A 15,232-nucleotide genomic window follows, 5' to 3' on the forward strand; every position below is an offset into this window, starting at 1 on the left:
AAGTGACAGCCAAGACCACCAAGGAAGCCGCGGACGCCGCCCGGGAGCGCGAGCCGGACGGCGGGGCCGACGAGGTCGAGGCGGTCGCGTCCGAGCAGGACGAGGCGGTCGAGGACGCGCCGGAGCAGCAGGAGGAGGACCCACAGGCGGGCGCGGAGGAGGCGGCCGGGCGGCCGGACGCCGCCCGGCCGAAGCGCAAGCGGCGGGTCCGGGTCATCGAGGTCATCGACGACGATGAGGACCTCGAGGACGTCCTCCAGGCGATCGAGGCCGAGGACGACGAGGACGAGCCTCCGGCCCGTCCCGCGGCGAAGGCGGCGAGGACCGCGAAGCCCGCCGCGAAGGCGTCCCTCGCCAAGCCCGCCGCGGCGGCGAAGCCCCGTCCGGAGCGGCTCGAGTCCCCGGAGGAGGACGCCGAGGAGCGGGCGGCCTCGGTGCCGATGCGCCCGGCCCGCAAGGTCGGCCCGTTCTCCTACACCCCGACCCGTCCGCCGAAGGAGCACGCCGGGTCGTCCGCGCTGGTCAGCGTCGTCGTGACGGTCGTCGTCGCGGCGCTGCTGGCGAGCCTCGCGATCTGGCAGTGGACGAGGGCGAGCGACCTGGCGTCGGACAAGGACGCCCGCGGCGACGTCTCCAAGGTGGCCCTGCAGTACGGCGACGTGGCGTTCAACTACAACGCGTCCAACTACCAGTCGCAGGCGGCCAAGGCCGAGAAGCTGATGGCCGGGGACCTGCTCGACCAGTTCAAGCAGTCCACGCTGCCGGGCCTGGCGGCGGCGTTCAAGAGCGACTCCCAGGTCGGCATGTCGTCCAAGAGCACCGACGTCTTCGTCGGGAGCGTCAACGGCAAGTTCGCCACCGTGGTCGTCATGGTCGACATCGGCCTGCAGACCAAGGACGGGAAGGTCAGCCAGCCCGCCACGCTGCTGCGCCTCGCGCTCGCGAAGGTCGACGGCAAGTGGAAGGTCACCAAGCAGTACCCGTCCGGCGTCAACGACAGCAACCAGAACACCGGGAGCAACGGCCTCGTGCCGGGGAGCAGCGCCGCGTCCCCGTCCCCGAGCGCGACCAAGAGCACGCCGAAGAACTGACGCGTCCCGCGTCCCGCACGGTGGAAGCCGTGCGGGGCGCGCCGCGTTGTGCGGGGGGAGCATGTCAGAGGGTGCGGGCAGAATGTCGATGGTGACGGAGCGGACGTTCTCAGAGGGCGGCACCCGGGTGCCGGACGAGGTGATCCACGAGTTCGGCGCGCTGCTCGGCGCCGCGTCACTGCTGGAGCGCATCGCGGGCCGCGAGCTGGAGCGCCGCTGCGGCATCCGGCACGCGGTGTTCGAGGTGCTGCTCCGGCTGTCGGACGCGGGCGCCGACTGCCCCGACATGGGCGGGCTGGCCGGCGAGCTGATCCTGACCAGCGGCGGCATGACCCGGCTAGTCGACCGGATGCAGGAGGCGGGGCTCGTCCGCCGCCGCCCGCACGCGGGCGACCGGCGCCGCCACCTCGTCGAGCTCACCGGCGCCGGCCGCGCGAAGCTCGACGAGGCGCTGCGGGTGCACGCCGAGACGCTCCGCGAGCACTTCGCCGGCCCCCTCACCGACGACCAGCGCCGCGCCCTCGTCTCGGCCCTCCGCACCCTCCGCACCACCGCCCGCAAGGAGCTCGGGGCCCTGAGGTAGCCGCGTCTCTTGTACGGACCCTGGGCCGGGGCTTGTCCATCGCGCTCCCCAGTGGTTAGGTAAGCCTTAGTTAGGTAAGCCTAACCTAGTACGTCGAGGAGGCCATGGTGGGGCGAGCGGACACGACGGGGACGCGGGTGACCGGGCCCACGGCGGCGGAGCGGGCGCGGACGCTCGCCTACGGCATGGGCGACGGCGTCCTCGTGGCGCCGGGCGTGCCGCACACGCCCGTCCCCGCGTACACGACGGATCTCGACGGGCGGCCGCTGCTGCTCCTGCCGGTGGAGTCCGCGCTGGTCAAGGCCCTGGACCGGGCGGACGGCCGGCCCGCCACGCTTCGGATCAGCGACGTCGCGCCGGTCCCGCTCGCCGACCGGATGCGCGGCCGGGCGTGGCTGCACGGGTGGCTGACCGAGCTGCCGCCGGCCGGGCTGCGGGGCGCGGCGCTGCGGCTGTCGCGCCCGCATCCGCGTCCCGAACTGCTCGACCTCGCCGCCGAGGAGCCGCCGCGGGACCGGACGTGGACGGTGCTGACCATGGACGTCGCGCAGGTGGAGATCGAGGACGCCTGGGGCGGCGCGACCCTCGAGCCCGAGGAGTACGCCGCCGGCGCGCCGGACCCGTTCGTCGCCATCGGCGCGGGCATCCTGGCGCATCTGGACTCCTGCCACCGTGGCGAGCTGAAGGGCCTGCTGCCGGTGTCGGCGGCTCCGTCCGGCGGGCCGTCCGGATCGCCGGACGGCCCGCCGGAGGTCCGGCCGCTCGGGCTGGACCGGTACGGAATGTGGCTGCGCTGCTCCGCGCCGTCGCCGGACGCGGGCGGGACGTTCGACCTGCGGCTGACGTTCGACGAACCGGTCAGTGATCTCCACGGCCTGCGCCGGATGTACCGGCACCTGTTCGCGCACGCGGCCCCGTAGTCCGTACGGGACGAACGCCGAAAAGTCCATCTATATGGCCGTGATCTCCCGGATAGCGCGGACCGTTCCAGCCGGGTCATGCTCGGGTCTCCGGCCGCGGGACGCCGCCCGACGCCCGCCCGGGACGCCCCGGCCGCCGGCTCGCCCTCGCGGGGTGGGTGAGCAGGCGGACGGGAACCGTACCGGGCGGCGGGACGGCAGCGGCCCCGGCCGGGCCGGTGGTCCGGTGCCGCGGAGCGGAAGCCGGGGGCGTGGTCCGGGCCACTGGTCGAAACCCGTGCGGGACCGGATCCAGGCCACTGCCCGCGATTGGCTCTGCCGCCCGCCCGCCGCCGCCCCGCAGGCTGGGGCCATGACCGGACTTCACCCGCAGACCCGAGCCGTCCACCCGCCCGTGATCGCGCCGTCCGGCAGCCGCCCGCTCGGCCAGCCGATCTACCAGGGCCACCTGTTCGCCTTCGACGCCGCCGACGACCTCGCCGCCGCGTTCCACGGCCCCGGCCAGGCGTTCCTGTACGGGCGGATGAGCAACCCGACCGTCCGCTCCCTGGAAGAGTCCCTCGCCGAGATCGAGGGAGGCACCGGCGCCCTCGCCACCGCCGCGGGGATGGGCGCGGTCAACGGGATCCTGACGGCGCTGCTGAAGTCCGGGGACCACGTCATCGCGCAGTCGTCGCTGTACGGCGGCACGTACGCGCTGCTGCACGACCTCGCCGACCGGTGGGGCGTCGAGCTCACCCACATCCCCGGCGACGACCCCGCCGAGGTGCGGGAGGCGCTGCGCCCGAACACGCGGATGCTCTACCTGGAGACGGTCTCGAACCCGACCACGCACGTCACCGACGTCCCCGCGCTCACCGCCGCCGTCCGGGGGACGGGCGTGGTCACCGTCGTCGACAACACGTTCGCGCCGCTGCTGTTCCGGCCCCTCGAGCACGGCGCCGACATCGTCGTCCACTCCGTCACCAAGTTCCTCAGCGGGCACGGCGACGTCGTCGGCGGCGCCGCCGTGTTCGCCGACCCGGACGTGCACCGCCGCGTCTGGGACCACGCCGTCGAGCTCGGCTCCACCGCCGACCCGTTCGCCGCCTGGCTGACCCTGCGCGGACTCGCCACCGCGCCGATGCGGATCGCGCGGCACAGCGCGAACGCCCTCGACCTCGCCCGCCGCCTCGCCGGGCACCCGGCCGTCGACCGCGTCCACTACCCGGGGCTCATCGACCACCCGCAGCACGACCTCGCCCGCCGGCTGCTGCCGGACGGCGCCGGCGGCGTCCTGTCGTTCGAACTGTCCGGCGGGCGCGAGGCGGGGCGGGTGTTCAGCGAGTCGGTGCGGCTGGTGTCGCTCAGCCCGTCGCTCGGCGACACCGGCACGCTCGTCATGCACCCCGCGAGCACCTCGCACCGCCAGATGGACGCCGCGTCCCTCGCCGCCGCCGGCATCGGCGAAGGCACCGTGAGACTAGCCGTGGGCCTGGAAGACCCCGACGACCTCTGGCACGACATAGACCAGGCCCTCGCCAAAACCCCCTGACCGAACCACGTTCACTTGCGGCGAGGGGGGGGGGGGGGGGGGGGGCCGGCCGCCCCCCCCCCCCCCCCCCCCGCCCGGGGAGGGGGGGGGGGGGGGGGGCCCCCCCCCCCCCCCCCGCCTCGCCGCAAGTCAACGAAAGGTCAGAGGTAGAAGCCGGTCGCGGTGGACGGCGGGGCGTGGGTCTCGGGGCGCTGCTCGCCCTTGCGGAGCGCGGCCAGCTCGGCGAGCGTGGCGCCGTCCGGGCCGATCTCGGACGCGGCGTCCGAGCCGTCCAGCCACGCCACCGCCTCCTCGCGGGACAGCCGGCCCACCTCGATCTGGGCGAGGCAGCGGCCCGGCCGCACCACCGCCGGGTGCAGCATCGCCAGATCCTCGTTGGTGGTGATCGCCACCAGCACGTCCCGGCCCTGCCCGAGCATCCCGTCGGTCAGGTTCAGCAGCCGCGACAGGCCCTGGCCCGTCGACTGCTTCGCCTCACCGCGGATCAGCTCGTCGCAGTCCTCCAGGATGAGCAGCCGCCAGCGGCGGTTCTCGTCCTCGTCGTCGCCGACCGCCACCTCCATCAGGTAGCTGGGCGTGCCGAACAGCGCCTCCGGGTCGAGCACGCAGTCGGCCTGGCACCACTTGCCCCACGCCCGCGCGAGCGCCCGCAGCGCCGTCGTCTTGCCGGTGCCGGGCGGGCCGTGCAGCAGCAGGAGCCGGCCCGCCACCTCGTCCCGCGTCAGCTTCATCACCCGGTCCAGCGCGTCGGCGACCGCACCGGGGTAGTTGCCCCGGATGTCCTCCCACGCGTCGGCGGAGATCGCCCGCTCGTCGCGCGACGGCCCGTGCGTCCCCATGTGCCAGAAGCCCATCTCGACGCTGGTCTCGTCGGTCTTCGGCGGATCCGTCGCGTCCTTCACCGACGCGTCCAGCACCGACTCCGCCAGCGCGTCCGACACCGCCGACACCGCGAGGTACGCGCTGCCGTTCTTCCACCGGTTCGTCAGCAGCGTCCAGCCGTCGCCCTCGGCCAGCACCGACTCCTTGCCCTTCTCGCGGGCCACCCGCACCAGGCGCGCGCCGTCCGGGCGCAGCGGCGCCTCCGGGCGGACGTGATCCAGCCGCGTCGACCGCGACCACGGCTGCTCGCCGGACGCGAACGGGCGCAGCGACAGCACGTCCATCACGTCGGCGGGGGAGTTGTTGTCGCTGAGGTTGAAGACCACGGGCAGCGCAGCCTCGGAACCGGAATCGGACGCGTCCGCCCCCGGCCCGACGAGCTGCAGGACGTCCTGCGGCCTCTCCTGCGACATGGTCATGTCATTGATCATCGGGCGTGCGCGGCGGGCGCGTCCACCGAATTAGCGGCACCGGCGCGGCTCAGGCGCCGTCGGCCTCGCGCCGCTGCCGGGCCGCACGGCGGGCCTCCGCCTCCTGGAAGTCGAGCTTCTCCGCCTCCTCCGGCGTCGGCGCGGTGCCGCCGAGGTAGGCGGGCTGCCACCACTTCTCGCCCGCCTTCGGGACGTCCGGGTACTCCCGCTGCGCCTTCTCCAGCAGCTCCGACATGCGGGCCTGCAGATCCCGGGTGACCTGGTCGTAGTCGTCGCCGCGCTTGGGGTGCATCGGCTCGCCGACGAGGATCGTCACCGGCACGTTGCGCTGCAGCAGCCGGCGCTTGCGGCCCTTCGTCCACAGCCGCTGCGGGCCCCAGATCGCGATCGGGATCAGCGGGGTCTTGGACGCCACCGCCATCCGCACCGCGCCGCTCTTGATCTCCTTCACCGTGAACGAGCGGCTGATCGTCGCCTCCGCGAACACCCCGACGATCTCGCCGCCGCGCAGCGCCTTCAGCGCCGCCGCGTACGAGGACGCGCCCGCCTCCCGGTCGACAGGGATGTGCTTCATGCCGCGCATCAGCGGCCCGCCGACCCGGTTGTCGAAGATCTCCTTCTTCGCCATGAACCGCACCAGCCGGCCCGCCGGGTGCGCGGCCAGGCCCGCGAAGATGAAGTCGAGGTAGCTGATGTGGTTGCTGACGAGCACGGCACCGCCGGTGCTGGGAATGTGTTCGGTCCCCTCCAGACGGAACTTGATGTTCAGGGCCTTGAACACGCCAAGAGCCGTCTTGATCACTGGCGGGTACACGCGTTCGGACATGTCAGCACCGTACTTGAGCGACGCCATGATCAGCGAGTGCGGCGCAGGGATCGCGATGGATCCCACAAGCGGCCGGAACTCTGAGAAGGTGGGGGTGTCACGTGATCCGCCGATGGTGAAGGGGGATGAGCATGGAACCGTTGGACGCGGCGGCGGACGTGCACGCGCTCATCCGCGACGTGCTTCCGGAGCTGGCGCCCAGCGCCTGGTTCGACTCGGGGACGTCCGAGGTGGTGCTCCCGCTCGGCCGGTCCGAAGCGCGCGCCTCAAGCTGGACCGTGCTCGAGCGCTGCGCCCGCGCGCCGCGCTCGACGTGGCCGCGGGTGGTGGACGAGTGGGTCCGCGAGGTCGGCGACCGCGCGTTCCTCGCCGTCGGCGAGATGGAGCTGTTCGGCGACGTCCGCGAGCTGCTGCGGCTGCGGATCGTGCCGAAGCTCGCGCCGCGCGACCGGGAGGGTCTCGTCGTCGTCCCCGCCGGCGACCACTTCGACGCGATGGTGATGATCGAGCACCCGCGCTACGGCGGCCCGCTGACCAAGGCGCGGGCCGGCCTGCTGGGCCTGCACAAGCTCGGCTATGTGATGACGAACACCCACGACCGCGAACTGTCGGACGTGTCGGTGCACGACCAGCCCCTGCTGCCCGGGCAGAACGTCCGGGTCGTCGCCAAGCCCGGCAGCCGGTACGTGTCGGCGCTGCTCAGCGAGGTCGACCAGTTCCTCCCGGTGCCGAACGAGCACGGCGCGCTGGTCGGCGTCCCGTGCCACAGCACCCTGCTGCTGTACCCGATAAGGTCCACGGCCGTCCGCGAGGTGCTCCCCGTCTTCGCCGACGTCGTCCGCGAGATGCACGCCGCCGCCGACGACCCGTGCGCCCCCGGCGTCTACTGGAGCCACGGCGAGCGCCGCCTCACCCCCCTGCCCCCCGACGCCCCCCACGAAGGCACCGGCGAGTTCGCCACTTTGTTGCGGAAGTTGTGCTAGCCCAGGGGGCTGTGTTTTCCCGGGGGGCGACCCCCCTGGAACCCCCCGTCACGACGGACGGGCTGTTTCCCGCTCCGCTGGCGCTCCGCGCGAAACAGCCCGTCCGTCGGCGGGCAGGCCCGCTGCGCTCGCTGCACTCGCTCCGCGTGCCTGCCCGTGTGGTGGCTGGGGTCTGGTCTTCCGTTCGCGTGTTCAGCCGGCTCTTCCGGAGGGGGCGAGGGGCGGCTCTTACGGGAGTTTCCAGTCGATGGGGGCGGCGCCCTGTTGTTCCAGGAGCTGGTTGGCGCGGGTGAAGGGGCGGGAGCCGAAGAAGCCGCTGTTCGCGGAGTAGGGGCTCGGGTGCGGCGACTCGATGCAGGGGACGTTGCCGAGCATCGGCTTGAGATTGCGGGCGTCGCGGCCCCACAGGATCGCGACGAGCGGGCGGTCGCGGGCGGCGAGGGCGCGGATGGCCTGCTCGGTGACCTGCTCCCAGCCCTTGTCGCGGTGCGAGCCGGGCTTGCGCGGCATGACGGTGAGCGCCCTGTTCAGCAGCAGGACGCCGCGCTCGGCCCAGGGGGTGAGGTCGCCGCTGGACGGCTCGGGGTGGCCGAGGTCGTCGCAGTACTCGCGGAAGATGTTGACGAGGCTGGCGGGCAGCGGCCGGACGTCGGGGGCGACGGAGAAGCTGAGGCCGACCGGGTGGCCGGGCGTGGGGTAGGGGTCCTGCCCGACGATCAGCACCCGGACCTCGTCGAACGGCTGGGTGAAGGCGCGCAGGATGAGGTTCCCGGCGGGCAGGTAGCGGCGTCCGGCGGCGACCTCGGCGCGCAGCCAGTCGCCGGCGGCGGCGATCGTCCCGGCGACGGGGGCGAGGGCCTGCGCCCAGCCGGCTTCGACGATCTCGGAGAGGGGGCGTGCCGTCATGGCGCATCAGCCTAGTGCGGTGATCACCGGGCCGGAGGGCGAACCGTTTCTTGATCAGGCCTGTGAAGTTTCCTGACCAGATGAGGACGGCGAATCGGGAAAAGATTTCCTGGTTGCCCGAATCGGCAGATGAACCGGGTGAAACGTCCCGTTAAGTCGGCGTTACTTCCCGCCGCGGAGCGTTGACCTACCGCGTCCGCCGCCGAAACCTGGGAGGGCAGGCAAGTGCCGGACGAGCGGACGGGACGCACGGATGACCCAGCTGACCAGCGTGGACGCCACATTCCTGAACGCCGAGACGGGCAACGCCTACGCCCACATCGCCGGGCTCGGGGTGCTCGACCCCGCGGCGTGCCCGGGCGGGCGGCTCACCGTCGAGCAGGTGGCCGGCCTGGTGCGCGACCGCGCCCACCTCGCGCCGCCGCTGCGGCGGCGGCTCGTCCGGGTGCCGCTCGGCCTGGACTTCCCGTACTGGGAGGACGACCCGGACTTCGCGCCCGAAAAGCACATCGTCGAGATCGGGCTGCCCGCGCCGGGTGACGACCGGCAGCTCGCCGACGCGGTCGCGATGCTGCACGAGCAGCCGCTCGACCGGTCCCGCCCGCTGTGGGAGATCGCACTGATCCAGGGGCTGCGGGGCGGCCGCGTCGCCGTGTACCTGAAGGTGCACCACGCCGCGATCGACGGCGTGCTCGCGGCCGAGACGCTCGCGGCGCTGCTCGACCTGTCGCCCGAGCCCCGCGAGCTTCCGCCGGACGACGCCGCTCCCGTCCGCGCGCCGAGCACGGCGACGATGGTCGGGACGGGCCTGCTGCGGATGGCGGCGCATCCCGTCCGGTCGGCGCTGTCGCTCGCGCGCAGCGCCCCGTACCTGGACGAGATCCCCGGCCTCGCGTCCGTCCCCGGCGTTGGGTTCGTGTCGTCGATGGCGCAGGGCGCGCTGCGCCGGCCGGAGGCGCCGCCGGTGCCGCGCGTCGCCGCACCGCCGACCCCGTTCAACCGGCCGGTGGGCCCGCGCCGCGCCGTCGCCTGCGGCGAACTGCCGCTCGCGGACGTCAAGGAGATCCGGCGGGGGCTCGGCGGCAGCGTCAACGACGTGGTCATGGCGCTGTGCGCGACCGCGCTGCGGCAGTGGCTGGACAAGCGCGGCGAGCTGCCGGACCGCCCGCTGGTCGGGGGAGTGCCGGTGTCGCTGCGGCTCGCGGGCGGCGGCGGCCCCGGCGGCAACCAGGTGTCGATCATGAGCACGCCGCTGGCCACCCACATCCCCGACCCGGCCGAGCGGTACGCCGCCGTCCGGCGCGACATGGACCTGGTCAAGCGGCGGTTCACCGCGTCGTCGGGCGGCTGGGTGCGGGAGATGAGCGGGCTGCTGCCCGCGCCCGTCGCGGGCGCCGTCACCCGGTTCGCGCTGCAGGCAGCGTCGGCGGTCGCGCTGCGGCCGGTGAACCTCGTGGTGTCGAACGTGCCGGGCCCGCAGTTCCCGCTGTACCTGTGCGGCGCGCGGGTGCTCGGCTACTACCCGATCTCCGTGGTCACCGACGTCAGCGGCGGCTTGAACATCACGGTCTTCTCCTACGACGGCAAGGTGGACGTCGGCATCGTCGCCTGCCGCGACCTGGTGCCCGATCCGTCGGAGATCATCGACCACCTGGACGACGCGCTAGACGAGCTGTGTTCCCTTGTGGGGGGACGTGCCCTTGTGGGGGGACGACCCCCCACACCCCCCGCTGCGGGGTGAGCGGCGCCCGCAGCGGCGCCCGCAGCGGAGCGGAGGGCGCCGCTCACCCCGGTGGGGGGCCTGCCCCCCACGCCCCCCGGTGGGGGCTCCGCCCCCACACCCCCGGTCAGGGGGCTATGCCCAGGTTTGTGCGGTGGTGGCGGGTCAGGGTTAGGGCGGCGGCGCCTGCTGGTTGGATCGGGGTGGGGATCGGGGCGTCCAGGTTCGCCAGGGACACGCGGCCCTCGGCGTTGACGGAGACCAGTCCGCCGAACAGTTCGGCGAACGTGGCGTCGTCCATCACGACGACGGTGAGGAGGTCGAGCGCGAACGTGAGCGGGTCGACGCCTAGGCCGAGGAAATGGGCGCGGATTCGGCGCTCATTGCGTGCGCGCGTCATCGTCTGATGGAAAGGCCACTCGTCCTGGACGAAATCGTCGCCGTAGTCCTCGTCCATTCCGAGCAGTTCTTCGGCGTATTCGCGGACCATGCAGCGCCACAGGTCGAGGTCGGTGGGGTCGCCGGACAGCGGCTGGAAGACGCCGACCGGCATCACCTGGTGCAGGCCGCCGGCGTGCGCGACCTTCGCCGGGTCCCGCCAGTGCAGGACGTACGCGCCGGACGTGGTGACGGTCAGCGTCGTGATCGCGCACAGCGCCGTCCGGCGGCGCAGGTCGCAGGGGTCGCCGACGCGTTCGCGCAGGCCGCGGCGGTCGGCGGCCAACTCGTGGGCGGTGGCCTCGCCGACGTTCACGCCGTCGAAGTAGCGGCCGGGGCCGAACCGCAGCAGCGGAGGGGCGGCGGCGAGCAGGCGGTAGCTCGGCCGGTCGTCGAAGATCCGCGGCGGGGCGAGCGCGGCCATGGCCTCGGCGTAGGTGCGGTAGCCGTCCGGGAGCCCGTCGGACGGCGCGGCGACGGCGGGCGGCGGGGGGTCGGGGTCCCACTCCAGCCGGACGTCCTCCAGCGGGATCGGCGCGCTGGGGATCCAGTCCTCGCGGCACATCAGCCGGGTCCCCGCGACGCGCGGGACGGCGGGGTAGAAGTCGCTCGCGATGCGGCCGAGATGGTCGCGCTCGGCGTTCAGCCGCGTGCGTTCGGCCCGCCACCGCTCTTCGTCAGGGGTCATCACGACCGACCGTAGGCCATCAGAGAACGTGACCTAAAGTAACTTTACTTGCATACCGCCCAAAGTGCCCCCTGGAGAAGCAGAGCGCGTCGCCCCTGGCCTGGGCGCTGCGCCGGGGACGCGATGACCTTCATCAGCGTGCTTTCCATCGTCGCCACCTGGTTCCCCGGCCGGCAGGCGCCCGTGGTCACCCAGCTCACCGGCCTGCTCGGCCAGCTCGGCCAGGTGCTGAGCGCCGTCACGCTCGTCGCGCTGCTGCACGGGCCCGGCTGGACGGCCGCGTTCGGCTCCGCCGCCGCCCTCGGCGTGCTCGTCTGTGTGCTGGCCGTCGCCGTGCTGCGCGACTCGGCGCCCGGGGCCGTCCGCACCGCCGCGCCGTCCCTGCGGCAGGTCGGCCGCGACCTCCGCGCCGCCTTCCGGCACCCCGGCACCCGCCTCGGCCTCTGGACGCACTTCGTCACCCAGTTCTCGTCCAACCCGCCGTCCTCGCCTGGCCGCCGCCCGCGCCGTCCTGGCTGCTGGTCCTGCTGGTGGTCTGCGTCGCGCTCGGCGGGCCCGGCGCCATGATCGGCTTCGACTACGCGCGCACCTTCAACCCGCCCGCCCGGCAGGGCACCGCCACCGGCATCGTCAACGTCGGCGGCTTCGTCGCGGCTCTTGTCACCATCCTGCTGATCGGCTTCGTGCTGGACGCGCTGTCGCCCGGCGGGGACTTCACCCTGTCCGCCTTCCGCGCCGCGTGGACCGTTCAGGCCGCCATCTGGACGATCGGCGTCGCCGGCGTGCTGCGCACCCGCAGCCTGACCCGCCGCCACCTCGCCCTCGCCGAGCGCCAGAAAAGCCATTCTTTGGCCGACCGTAATGTGTCATCTTCTCGGTCAGAAATGAATTGACGATTCGTGGACATCGGTGTGTAAGGTTGATTTGATTTGAGTGGCGAGTGTATGGAGGCACCGGGGTGGCGGACGGGCAGGACGGCGGCGCGTCCGCCTGGACGCGAATCGTCTACGTGCCCTCACGCCGTTTCCAGCAGGGCGACGCGCTGGCCGAATTCGCGCTGAGCCGGTTCGAGGACGGCCGCAGCGTCCTGCCCATGTACTCCTCGCTCGAACTCCTCGTCGCCGGCTGCGGCGAGGACCAGCCCTGGGTCGCCGTCCAGCTCCGCGCCCCCGAGGGCGTCGAGGAGCTCGCCGAACTCGCCGGCGCGGACGTCGTCCTGTGGGACGTCGACTTCACCCAGATGGAGGGCGACACCCCGTGACCGGTGGCGTCGGGCTGGTCAGGGGCGCAGCTCCAGTGTGCAGCACTTCGGGCCGCCGCCCGCCTTGCGCAGCTCCGACAGGTCCACCGGGACGGGCTCGTACCCGCGGTCGCGCAGGGTGCCGATCAGGCCGGCGGCCTCGGTGTTGACGACGACGTTGCGGCCGTCGCAGACCGCGTTCAGGCCGAGGACGGCCGCGTCCGCCTCGCCGGCGAGGACGGCGTCGGGGAAGAGCCGTTCGAGCACTGCGCGGCTACCGGGGGAGAAGGCGCCCGGGAAGTAGGCGACGTTGTCGCCGCCGAGCGGGAACAGCGCGGTGTCCAGGTGGTAGAAGCGCGGGTCGACCAGCCGCAGCGTCACCACGGGGCGGCCGAGGAACTCCTGCGCCTCCTGGTGGGCGGCGATGTCGGTGCGGAAGCCCGTCCCGGCGAGGATGACGTGGTCCAGGGTGAGGAAGTCGCCTTCGCCCTCGTTGGTGTGGGCGGGCAGGAGGACGTCCGGGAAGCCGTTCTTGCGGAGCCAGTCGGCGTAGGCCGGGCCCTCCGCGGCGCGTTCGGGGAAGGTGAACTTCGCGCCGTACGCGCGCCCGCCGACGACGAGGGCGCCGTTCGCGGCGAAGACCATGTCGGGCAAACCCTCGATCGGGTCGATGAGGCTGACCTCGTGGCCGAGGGACAGGTAGGCGGCGCGGAGGGCCTCCCACTGCTCGACGGCCCGCCCCGCGTCCGCGCCGGCGGCCGGGTCCATCCACGGGTTGATGGCGTAGGTCACGGCGAAGTGCTCGGGACGGCACATCAGGTAGTGGCGCCGCACCGCGGTCCGCCGCGGGGTGCTCGGCTCCGTTGCCGGCATCACGGTCATGCGTGTCTCCTGGGCTGCCAAAAGGACTCGACTGAGCGAAAGCCTAGGAAGGAAAACGCCGCAATCCAATCCGCCGTTCTTGCGCTGACCTGCGGATTCGTTGCGTGTTCCGGCATGTGGACGGCGATTCGTTGCGCAACCGCGCAGCGGCCGCCGCGCGGGCCGGGCGGCGGGGGCGCCCGGCCCGCGGGAGGCGGGTCAGGCGGACTCGGTGGGGAGGCCGGCGTCGGCAAGGGGACGCTGTTCCGGCGCTTCGGCGACAAGGCGGGGCTGGCCGCCGCGCTGCTGGACGCGCGGGAGCGCGTGCTGCAGGAGGAGATCCTTCAGGGGCCGCCGCCGCTCGGCCCGGGAGCGGGGGAGGAGGAGCGCCTGGTCGCGTTCGTCGGGGCGTACCTCGACTACCTGCTGGAGCACCTGGCGCTCGTGCGGATGTCGGAGACCGCGTCGCCGGGCGCGCGGTACCGGATCGGTGCGTACCGGTTCTGGCACCGCCACGTGGCGATCCTGGCGGCGGGCGCGGACGACCCCGAGTACGCCGCGCACGCTGTGCTCGCGGCGCTGTCCGCCGAGCACGTGGCGGCGCTCCTGCCCGAGTTGGGCGAGGAGCGTGTCCGGGAGGGGAGTGTCCGGCTCGCCCGGTCGGTGCTGCGCTGACCGGGCGGCGTGCCCGTCCACCGGGGGGCGGGCACGCCGGATCGGATCAGAGGTTGATCATGTGGCCGGCGAGGCCGTGCACGGCCTCCTTGACGGCCTCGCCCAGGGACGGGTGCGCGTGCACGTTCCGGGCGACCTCGTGGACGGTCAGGTCCCACTGCTGGGCGAGGGTCAGCTCGGGCAGCAGCTCGGTGACCTCGGGGCCGATCAGGTGCCCGCCGAGGATCTCGCCGTACTTCGCGTCGCTGATCACCTTCACGAAGCCGTCGCCCTCGCCGAGGCCGAGCGCCTTGCCGTTGGCGCTGTAGGGGAACTTGGCGACCTTGACGTCGAAGCCCTGCTCGCGCGCCTGCGCCTCGGTCCAGCCGAACGAGGCGACCTGCGGCTGGCAGTAGGTGGCGCGCGGGATCATCACGTAGTCGAGCTCCATCGTCTCGGCGCCCGCGATGGTCTCGGCGGCGACGATGCCCATGGCCTCGGCGGCGTGCGCGAGCATCAGCTTGGCGGTGACGTCGCCGATCGCGTAGATGTGCGGGACGGACGTGCGGCAGCGGCCGTCCACGTCGATCGCGCCGCGCTCGGTGAGCTGCACGCCGGTCTTGTCGAGGCCGTAGCCGTCCACGTTCGGCTGGAAGCCGATCGCCTGCAGCACCTTGTCGGCCTCGATGACCTGCTGGGCGCCGTCCTTGCCGGTGACGGTCACCTTCACCTTGGCGCCGGAGTCGTCGATGCCGTCGACCCGGGTGGAGGTCAGCACGTCGATGCCGAGCTTGCGGTATCGCTTGGCCAGCTCCTTGGACACGTCGGCGTCCTCGTTCGGGACCATCCGGTCGAGGAACTCGACGATCGTGACCTTGACGCCGTAGTTGTGCAGGACGTAGGCGAACTCGACGCCGATGGCGCCCGCGCCGGCGATGACGATGCTCTCCGGCAGCTCGGAGCTGAGGATCTGCTCCTCGTAGGTGACGACCCGCTCCGACAGCGACGTCCCGGGCAGCAGCTTGGTGTGCGCGCCCGCGGCGATGATGCAGCTGTCGAACGTGACGGTCTCGGCGGACCCGTCGGCTTTGGCGACCTGGAGGGTGTTCGGGTCGGTGAACGTCCCGCGCCCGTCATAGGAGGTGATCTTGTTCTTCTTCATCAGGAACTGGACGCCCTTGACGAGCTTGTCCGATACCTGGCGGCTGCGCTGGTAGGCGACGCCGTAGTCGAAGGTGACGCTGCCCTCGACGGTGATCCCGTAGGTCTTCTGCTCCTGGGTGAAGATGTGCGCCAGCTCGGCGTTGCGCAGCAGCGCCTTCGAGGGGATGCAGCCGACGTTGAGGCATACCCCGCCCCAGTACTTCTCCTCGATGATCGCCGTCTTCAGCCCGAGCTGTGCCGACCGGATCGCGGCGACATATCCACCCGGGCCCGCGCCCAGGACCACGACGTCAAAGTGTTCGCTCATATTC

General features: G+C 72.8%; 16 protein-coding genes. 10 read left to right on the forward strand and 6 right to left on the reverse strand.

From position 1 onward, the window contains the following. The first annotated feature begins 2 nt into the window (after nt 1-2). The 4 genes from F8568_RS27120 to F8568_RS27135 all read left to right on the forward strand — a co-directional run bounded on the left by F8568_RS27120 (nt 3) and on the right by F8568_RS27135 (nt 4,128). Complete coding sequence (locus F8568_RS27120; protein ID WP_160573772.1) at nt 3-1,091, forward strand: hypothetical protein; 1,089 nt, start codon at nt 3-5, stop codon at nt 1,089-1,091. An 82-nt stretch (nt 1,092-1,173) separates the two neighbouring features. Then, on the forward strand, nt 1,174-1,674 hold the full coding sequence (locus tag F8568_RS27125; protein ID WP_236009183.1) for a MarR family winged helix-turn-helix transcriptional regulator: 501 nt from the start codon (nt 1,174-1,176) through the stop codon (nt 1,672-1,674). Nucleotides 1,675-1,778: 104 nt separating this feature from the next. Continuing rightward, nucleotides 1,779-2,594, forward strand: a complete 816-nt coding sequence (locus F8568_RS27130; RefSeq protein WP_151596525.1) for a DUF2470 domain-containing protein — start codon at nt 1,779-1,781, stop codon at nt 2,592-2,594. Between the two features lie 352 nt (nt 2,595-2,946). Further along, nucleotides 2,947-4,128 carry a trans-sulfuration enzyme family protein gene (locus tag F8568_RS27135; protein WP_151596526.1) on the forward strand — a complete coding sequence of 394 codons (1,182 nt, stop codon included), beginning with the start codon at nt 2,947-2,949 and terminating at the stop codon, nt 4,126-4,128. A 140-nt stretch (nt 4,129-4,268) separates the two neighbouring features. Here F8568_RS27135 and F8568_RS27140 read toward each other — a convergent pair whose 3' ends face one another. Both F8568_RS27140 and F8568_RS27145 read right to left on the reverse strand, forming a co-directional pair. Further along, nucleotides 4,269-5,429 (reverse strand): DUF5925 domain-containing protein, encoded by a 1,161-nt coding sequence (locus F8568_RS27140; protein WP_236009184.1) that lies wholly within the window; start codon nt 5,427-5,429, stop codon nt 4,269-4,271. A gap of 61 nt (nt 5,430-5,490) precedes the next feature. Beyond that, nucleotides 5,491-6,267, reverse strand: a complete 777-nt coding sequence (locus F8568_RS27145) for a lysophospholipid acyltransferase family protein (protein WP_151596527.1) — start codon at nt 6,265-6,267, stop codon at nt 5,491-5,493. Between the two features lie 131 nt (nt 6,268-6,398). Here F8568_RS27145 and F8568_RS27150 point away from each other — a divergent pair, with 131 nt between their 5' ends. Then, on the forward strand, nt 6,399-7,250 hold the full coding sequence (locus tag F8568_RS27150) for a hypothetical protein (protein WP_236009185.1): 852 nt from the start codon (nt 6,399-6,401) through the stop codon (nt 7,248-7,250). 228 nt (nt 7,251-7,478) lie between these two features. Here the strand turns inward: F8568_RS27150 and F8568_RS27155 are convergent, their stop codons facing one another. Next, nucleotides 7,479-8,156 carry a uracil-DNA glycosylase gene (locus F8568_RS27155; protein ID WP_151596529.1) on the reverse strand — a complete coding sequence of 226 codons (678 nt, stop codon included), beginning with the start codon at nt 8,154-8,156 and terminating at the stop codon, nt 7,479-7,481. A gap of 253 nt (nt 8,157-8,409) precedes the next feature. Between F8568_RS27155 and F8568_RS27160 the strand changes: the two genes are divergently transcribed. Then, nucleotides 8,410-9,897 carry a WS/DGAT/MGAT family O-acyltransferase gene (locus tag F8568_RS27160; protein WP_151596530.1) on the forward strand — a complete coding sequence of 496 codons (1,488 nt, stop codon included), beginning with the start codon at nt 8,410-8,412 and terminating at the stop codon, nt 9,895-9,897. A 106-nt stretch (nt 9,898-10,003) separates the two neighbouring features. Here F8568_RS27160 and F8568_RS27165 read toward each other — a convergent pair whose 3' ends face one another. Then, nucleotides 10,004-11,002 (reverse strand): transcriptional regulator, encoded by a 999-nt coding sequence (locus F8568_RS27165; protein ID WP_151596531.1) that lies wholly within the window; start codon nt 11,000-11,002, stop codon nt 10,004-10,006. A 123-nt stretch (nt 11,003-11,125) separates the two neighbouring features. Between F8568_RS27165 and F8568_RS48640 the strand changes: the two genes are divergently transcribed. The 3 genes from F8568_RS48640 (at nt 11,126) to F8568_RS27175 (ending at nt 12,263) form a co-directional block, all read left to right on the forward strand. Further along, on the forward strand, nt 11,126-11,569 hold the full coding sequence (locus F8568_RS48640) for an MFS transporter (protein WP_236009186.1): 444 nt from the start codon (nt 11,126-11,128) through the stop codon (nt 11,567-11,569). After that, on the forward strand, nt 11,566-11,895 hold the full coding sequence (locus tag F8568_RS48645) for a hypothetical protein (RefSeq protein ID WP_236009187.1): 330 nt from the start codon (nt 11,566-11,568) through the stop codon (nt 11,893-11,895). The genes F8568_RS48640 and F8568_RS48645 overlap by 4 nt, the downstream gene beginning before the upstream one ends. A 65-nt stretch (nt 11,896-11,960) precedes the next feature. Continuing rightward, the gene (locus F8568_RS27175) at nt 11,961-12,263 is read left to right on the forward strand and encodes an SAV_915 family protein (protein WP_151596532.1); all 303 of its coding nucleotides are present in this window, start codon (nt 11,961-11,963) and stop codon (nt 12,261-12,263) included. 18 nt (nt 12,264-12,281) lie between these two features. Here the strand turns inward: F8568_RS27175 and ddaH are convergent, their stop codons facing one another. Further along, nucleotides 12,282-13,124: a dimethylargininase gene (gene ddaH / locus F8568_RS27180; RefSeq protein ID WP_151596533.1), complete on the reverse strand. Its 843-nt coding sequence runs from the start codon at nt 13,122-13,124 to the stop codon at nt 12,282-12,284. A 114-nt stretch (nt 13,125-13,238) separates the two neighbouring features. On the opposite strand from ddaH, the gene F8568_RS27185 reads away from it, so the two are divergent. Continuing rightward, nucleotides 13,239-13,778 (forward strand): TetR family transcriptional regulator, encoded by a 540-nt coding sequence (locus tag F8568_RS27185; RefSeq protein ID WP_202125380.1) that lies wholly within the window; start codon nt 13,239-13,241, stop codon nt 13,776-13,778. Nucleotides 13,779-13,824: 46 nt separating this feature from the next. Here F8568_RS27185 and lpdA read toward each other — a convergent pair whose 3' ends face one another. Beyond that, complete coding sequence (gene lpdA / locus F8568_RS27190; RefSeq protein WP_151596534.1) at nt 13,825-15,228, reverse strand: dihydrolipoyl dehydrogenase; 1,404 nt, start codon at nt 15,226-15,228, stop codon at nt 13,825-13,827. Nucleotides 15,229-15,232 lie beyond the last annotated feature (4 nt).

The organism is Actinomadura physcomitrii, assembly GCF_008923205.2.
Classification (GTDB): Bacteria; Actinomycetota; Actinomycetes; order Streptosporangiales; family Streptosporangiaceae; genus Spirillospora; species Spirillospora physcomitrii.

Excerpts from the sequence above, each read along its gene's own strand:
- F8568_RS27130 (WP_151596525.1), top strand. The coding sequence starts at position 1,779 with ATGGTGGGGCGAGCGGACACGACGGGGACGCGGGTGACCGGGCCCACG.
- ddaH (WP_151596533.1), bottom strand. The coding sequence starts at position 13,124 with ATGACCGTGATGCCGGCAACGGAGCCGAGCACCCCGCGGCGGACCGCG.
- F8568_RS27145 (WP_151596527.1), bottom strand. The coding sequence starts at position 6,267 with ATGTCCGAACGCGTGTACCCGCCAGTGATCAAGACGGCTCTTGGCGTG.
- F8568_RS48640 (WP_236009186.1), top strand. The coding sequence starts at position 11,126 with ATGACCTTCATCAGCGTGCTTTCCATCGTCGCCACCTGGTTCCCCGGC.
- F8568_RS27165 (WP_151596531.1), bottom strand. The coding sequence starts at position 11,002 with ATGACCCCTGACGAAGAGCGGTGGCGGGCCGAACGCACGCGGCTGAAC.
- lpdA (WP_151596534.1), bottom strand. The coding sequence starts at position 15,228 with ATGAGCGAACACTTTGACGTCGTGGTCCTGGGCGCGGGCCCGGGTGGA.
- F8568_RS27140 (WP_236009184.1), bottom strand. The coding sequence starts at position 5,429 with ATGACCATGTCGCAGGAGAGGCCGCAGGACGTCCTGCAGCTCGTCGGG.
- F8568_RS27135 (WP_151596526.1), top strand. The coding sequence starts at position 2,947 with ATGACCGGACTTCACCCGCAGACCCGAGCCGTCCACCCGCCCGTGATC.
- F8568_RS27150 (WP_236009185.1), top strand. The coding sequence starts at position 6,399 with ATGGAACCGTTGGACGCGGCGGCGGACGTGCACGCGCTCATCCGCGAC.
- F8568_RS27125 (WP_236009183.1), top strand. The coding sequence starts at position 1,174 with ATGTCGATGGTGACGGAGCGGACGTTCTCAGAGGGCGGCACCCGGGTG.
- F8568_RS27185 (WP_202125380.1), top strand. The coding sequence starts at position 13,239 with ATGTGGACGGCGATTCGTTGCGCAACCGCGCAGCGGCCGCCGCGCGGG.
- F8568_RS48645 (WP_236009187.1), top strand. The coding sequence starts at position 11,566 with ATGATCGGCTTCGACTACGCGCGCACCTTCAACCCGCCCGCCCGGCAG.
- F8568_RS27155 (WP_151596529.1), bottom strand. The coding sequence starts at position 8,156 with ATGACGGCACGCCCCCTCTCCGAGATCGTCGAAGCCGGCTGGGCGCAG.
- F8568_RS27160 (WP_151596530.1), top strand. The coding sequence starts at position 8,410 with ATGACCCAGCTGACCAGCGTGGACGCCACATTCCTGAACGCCGAGACG.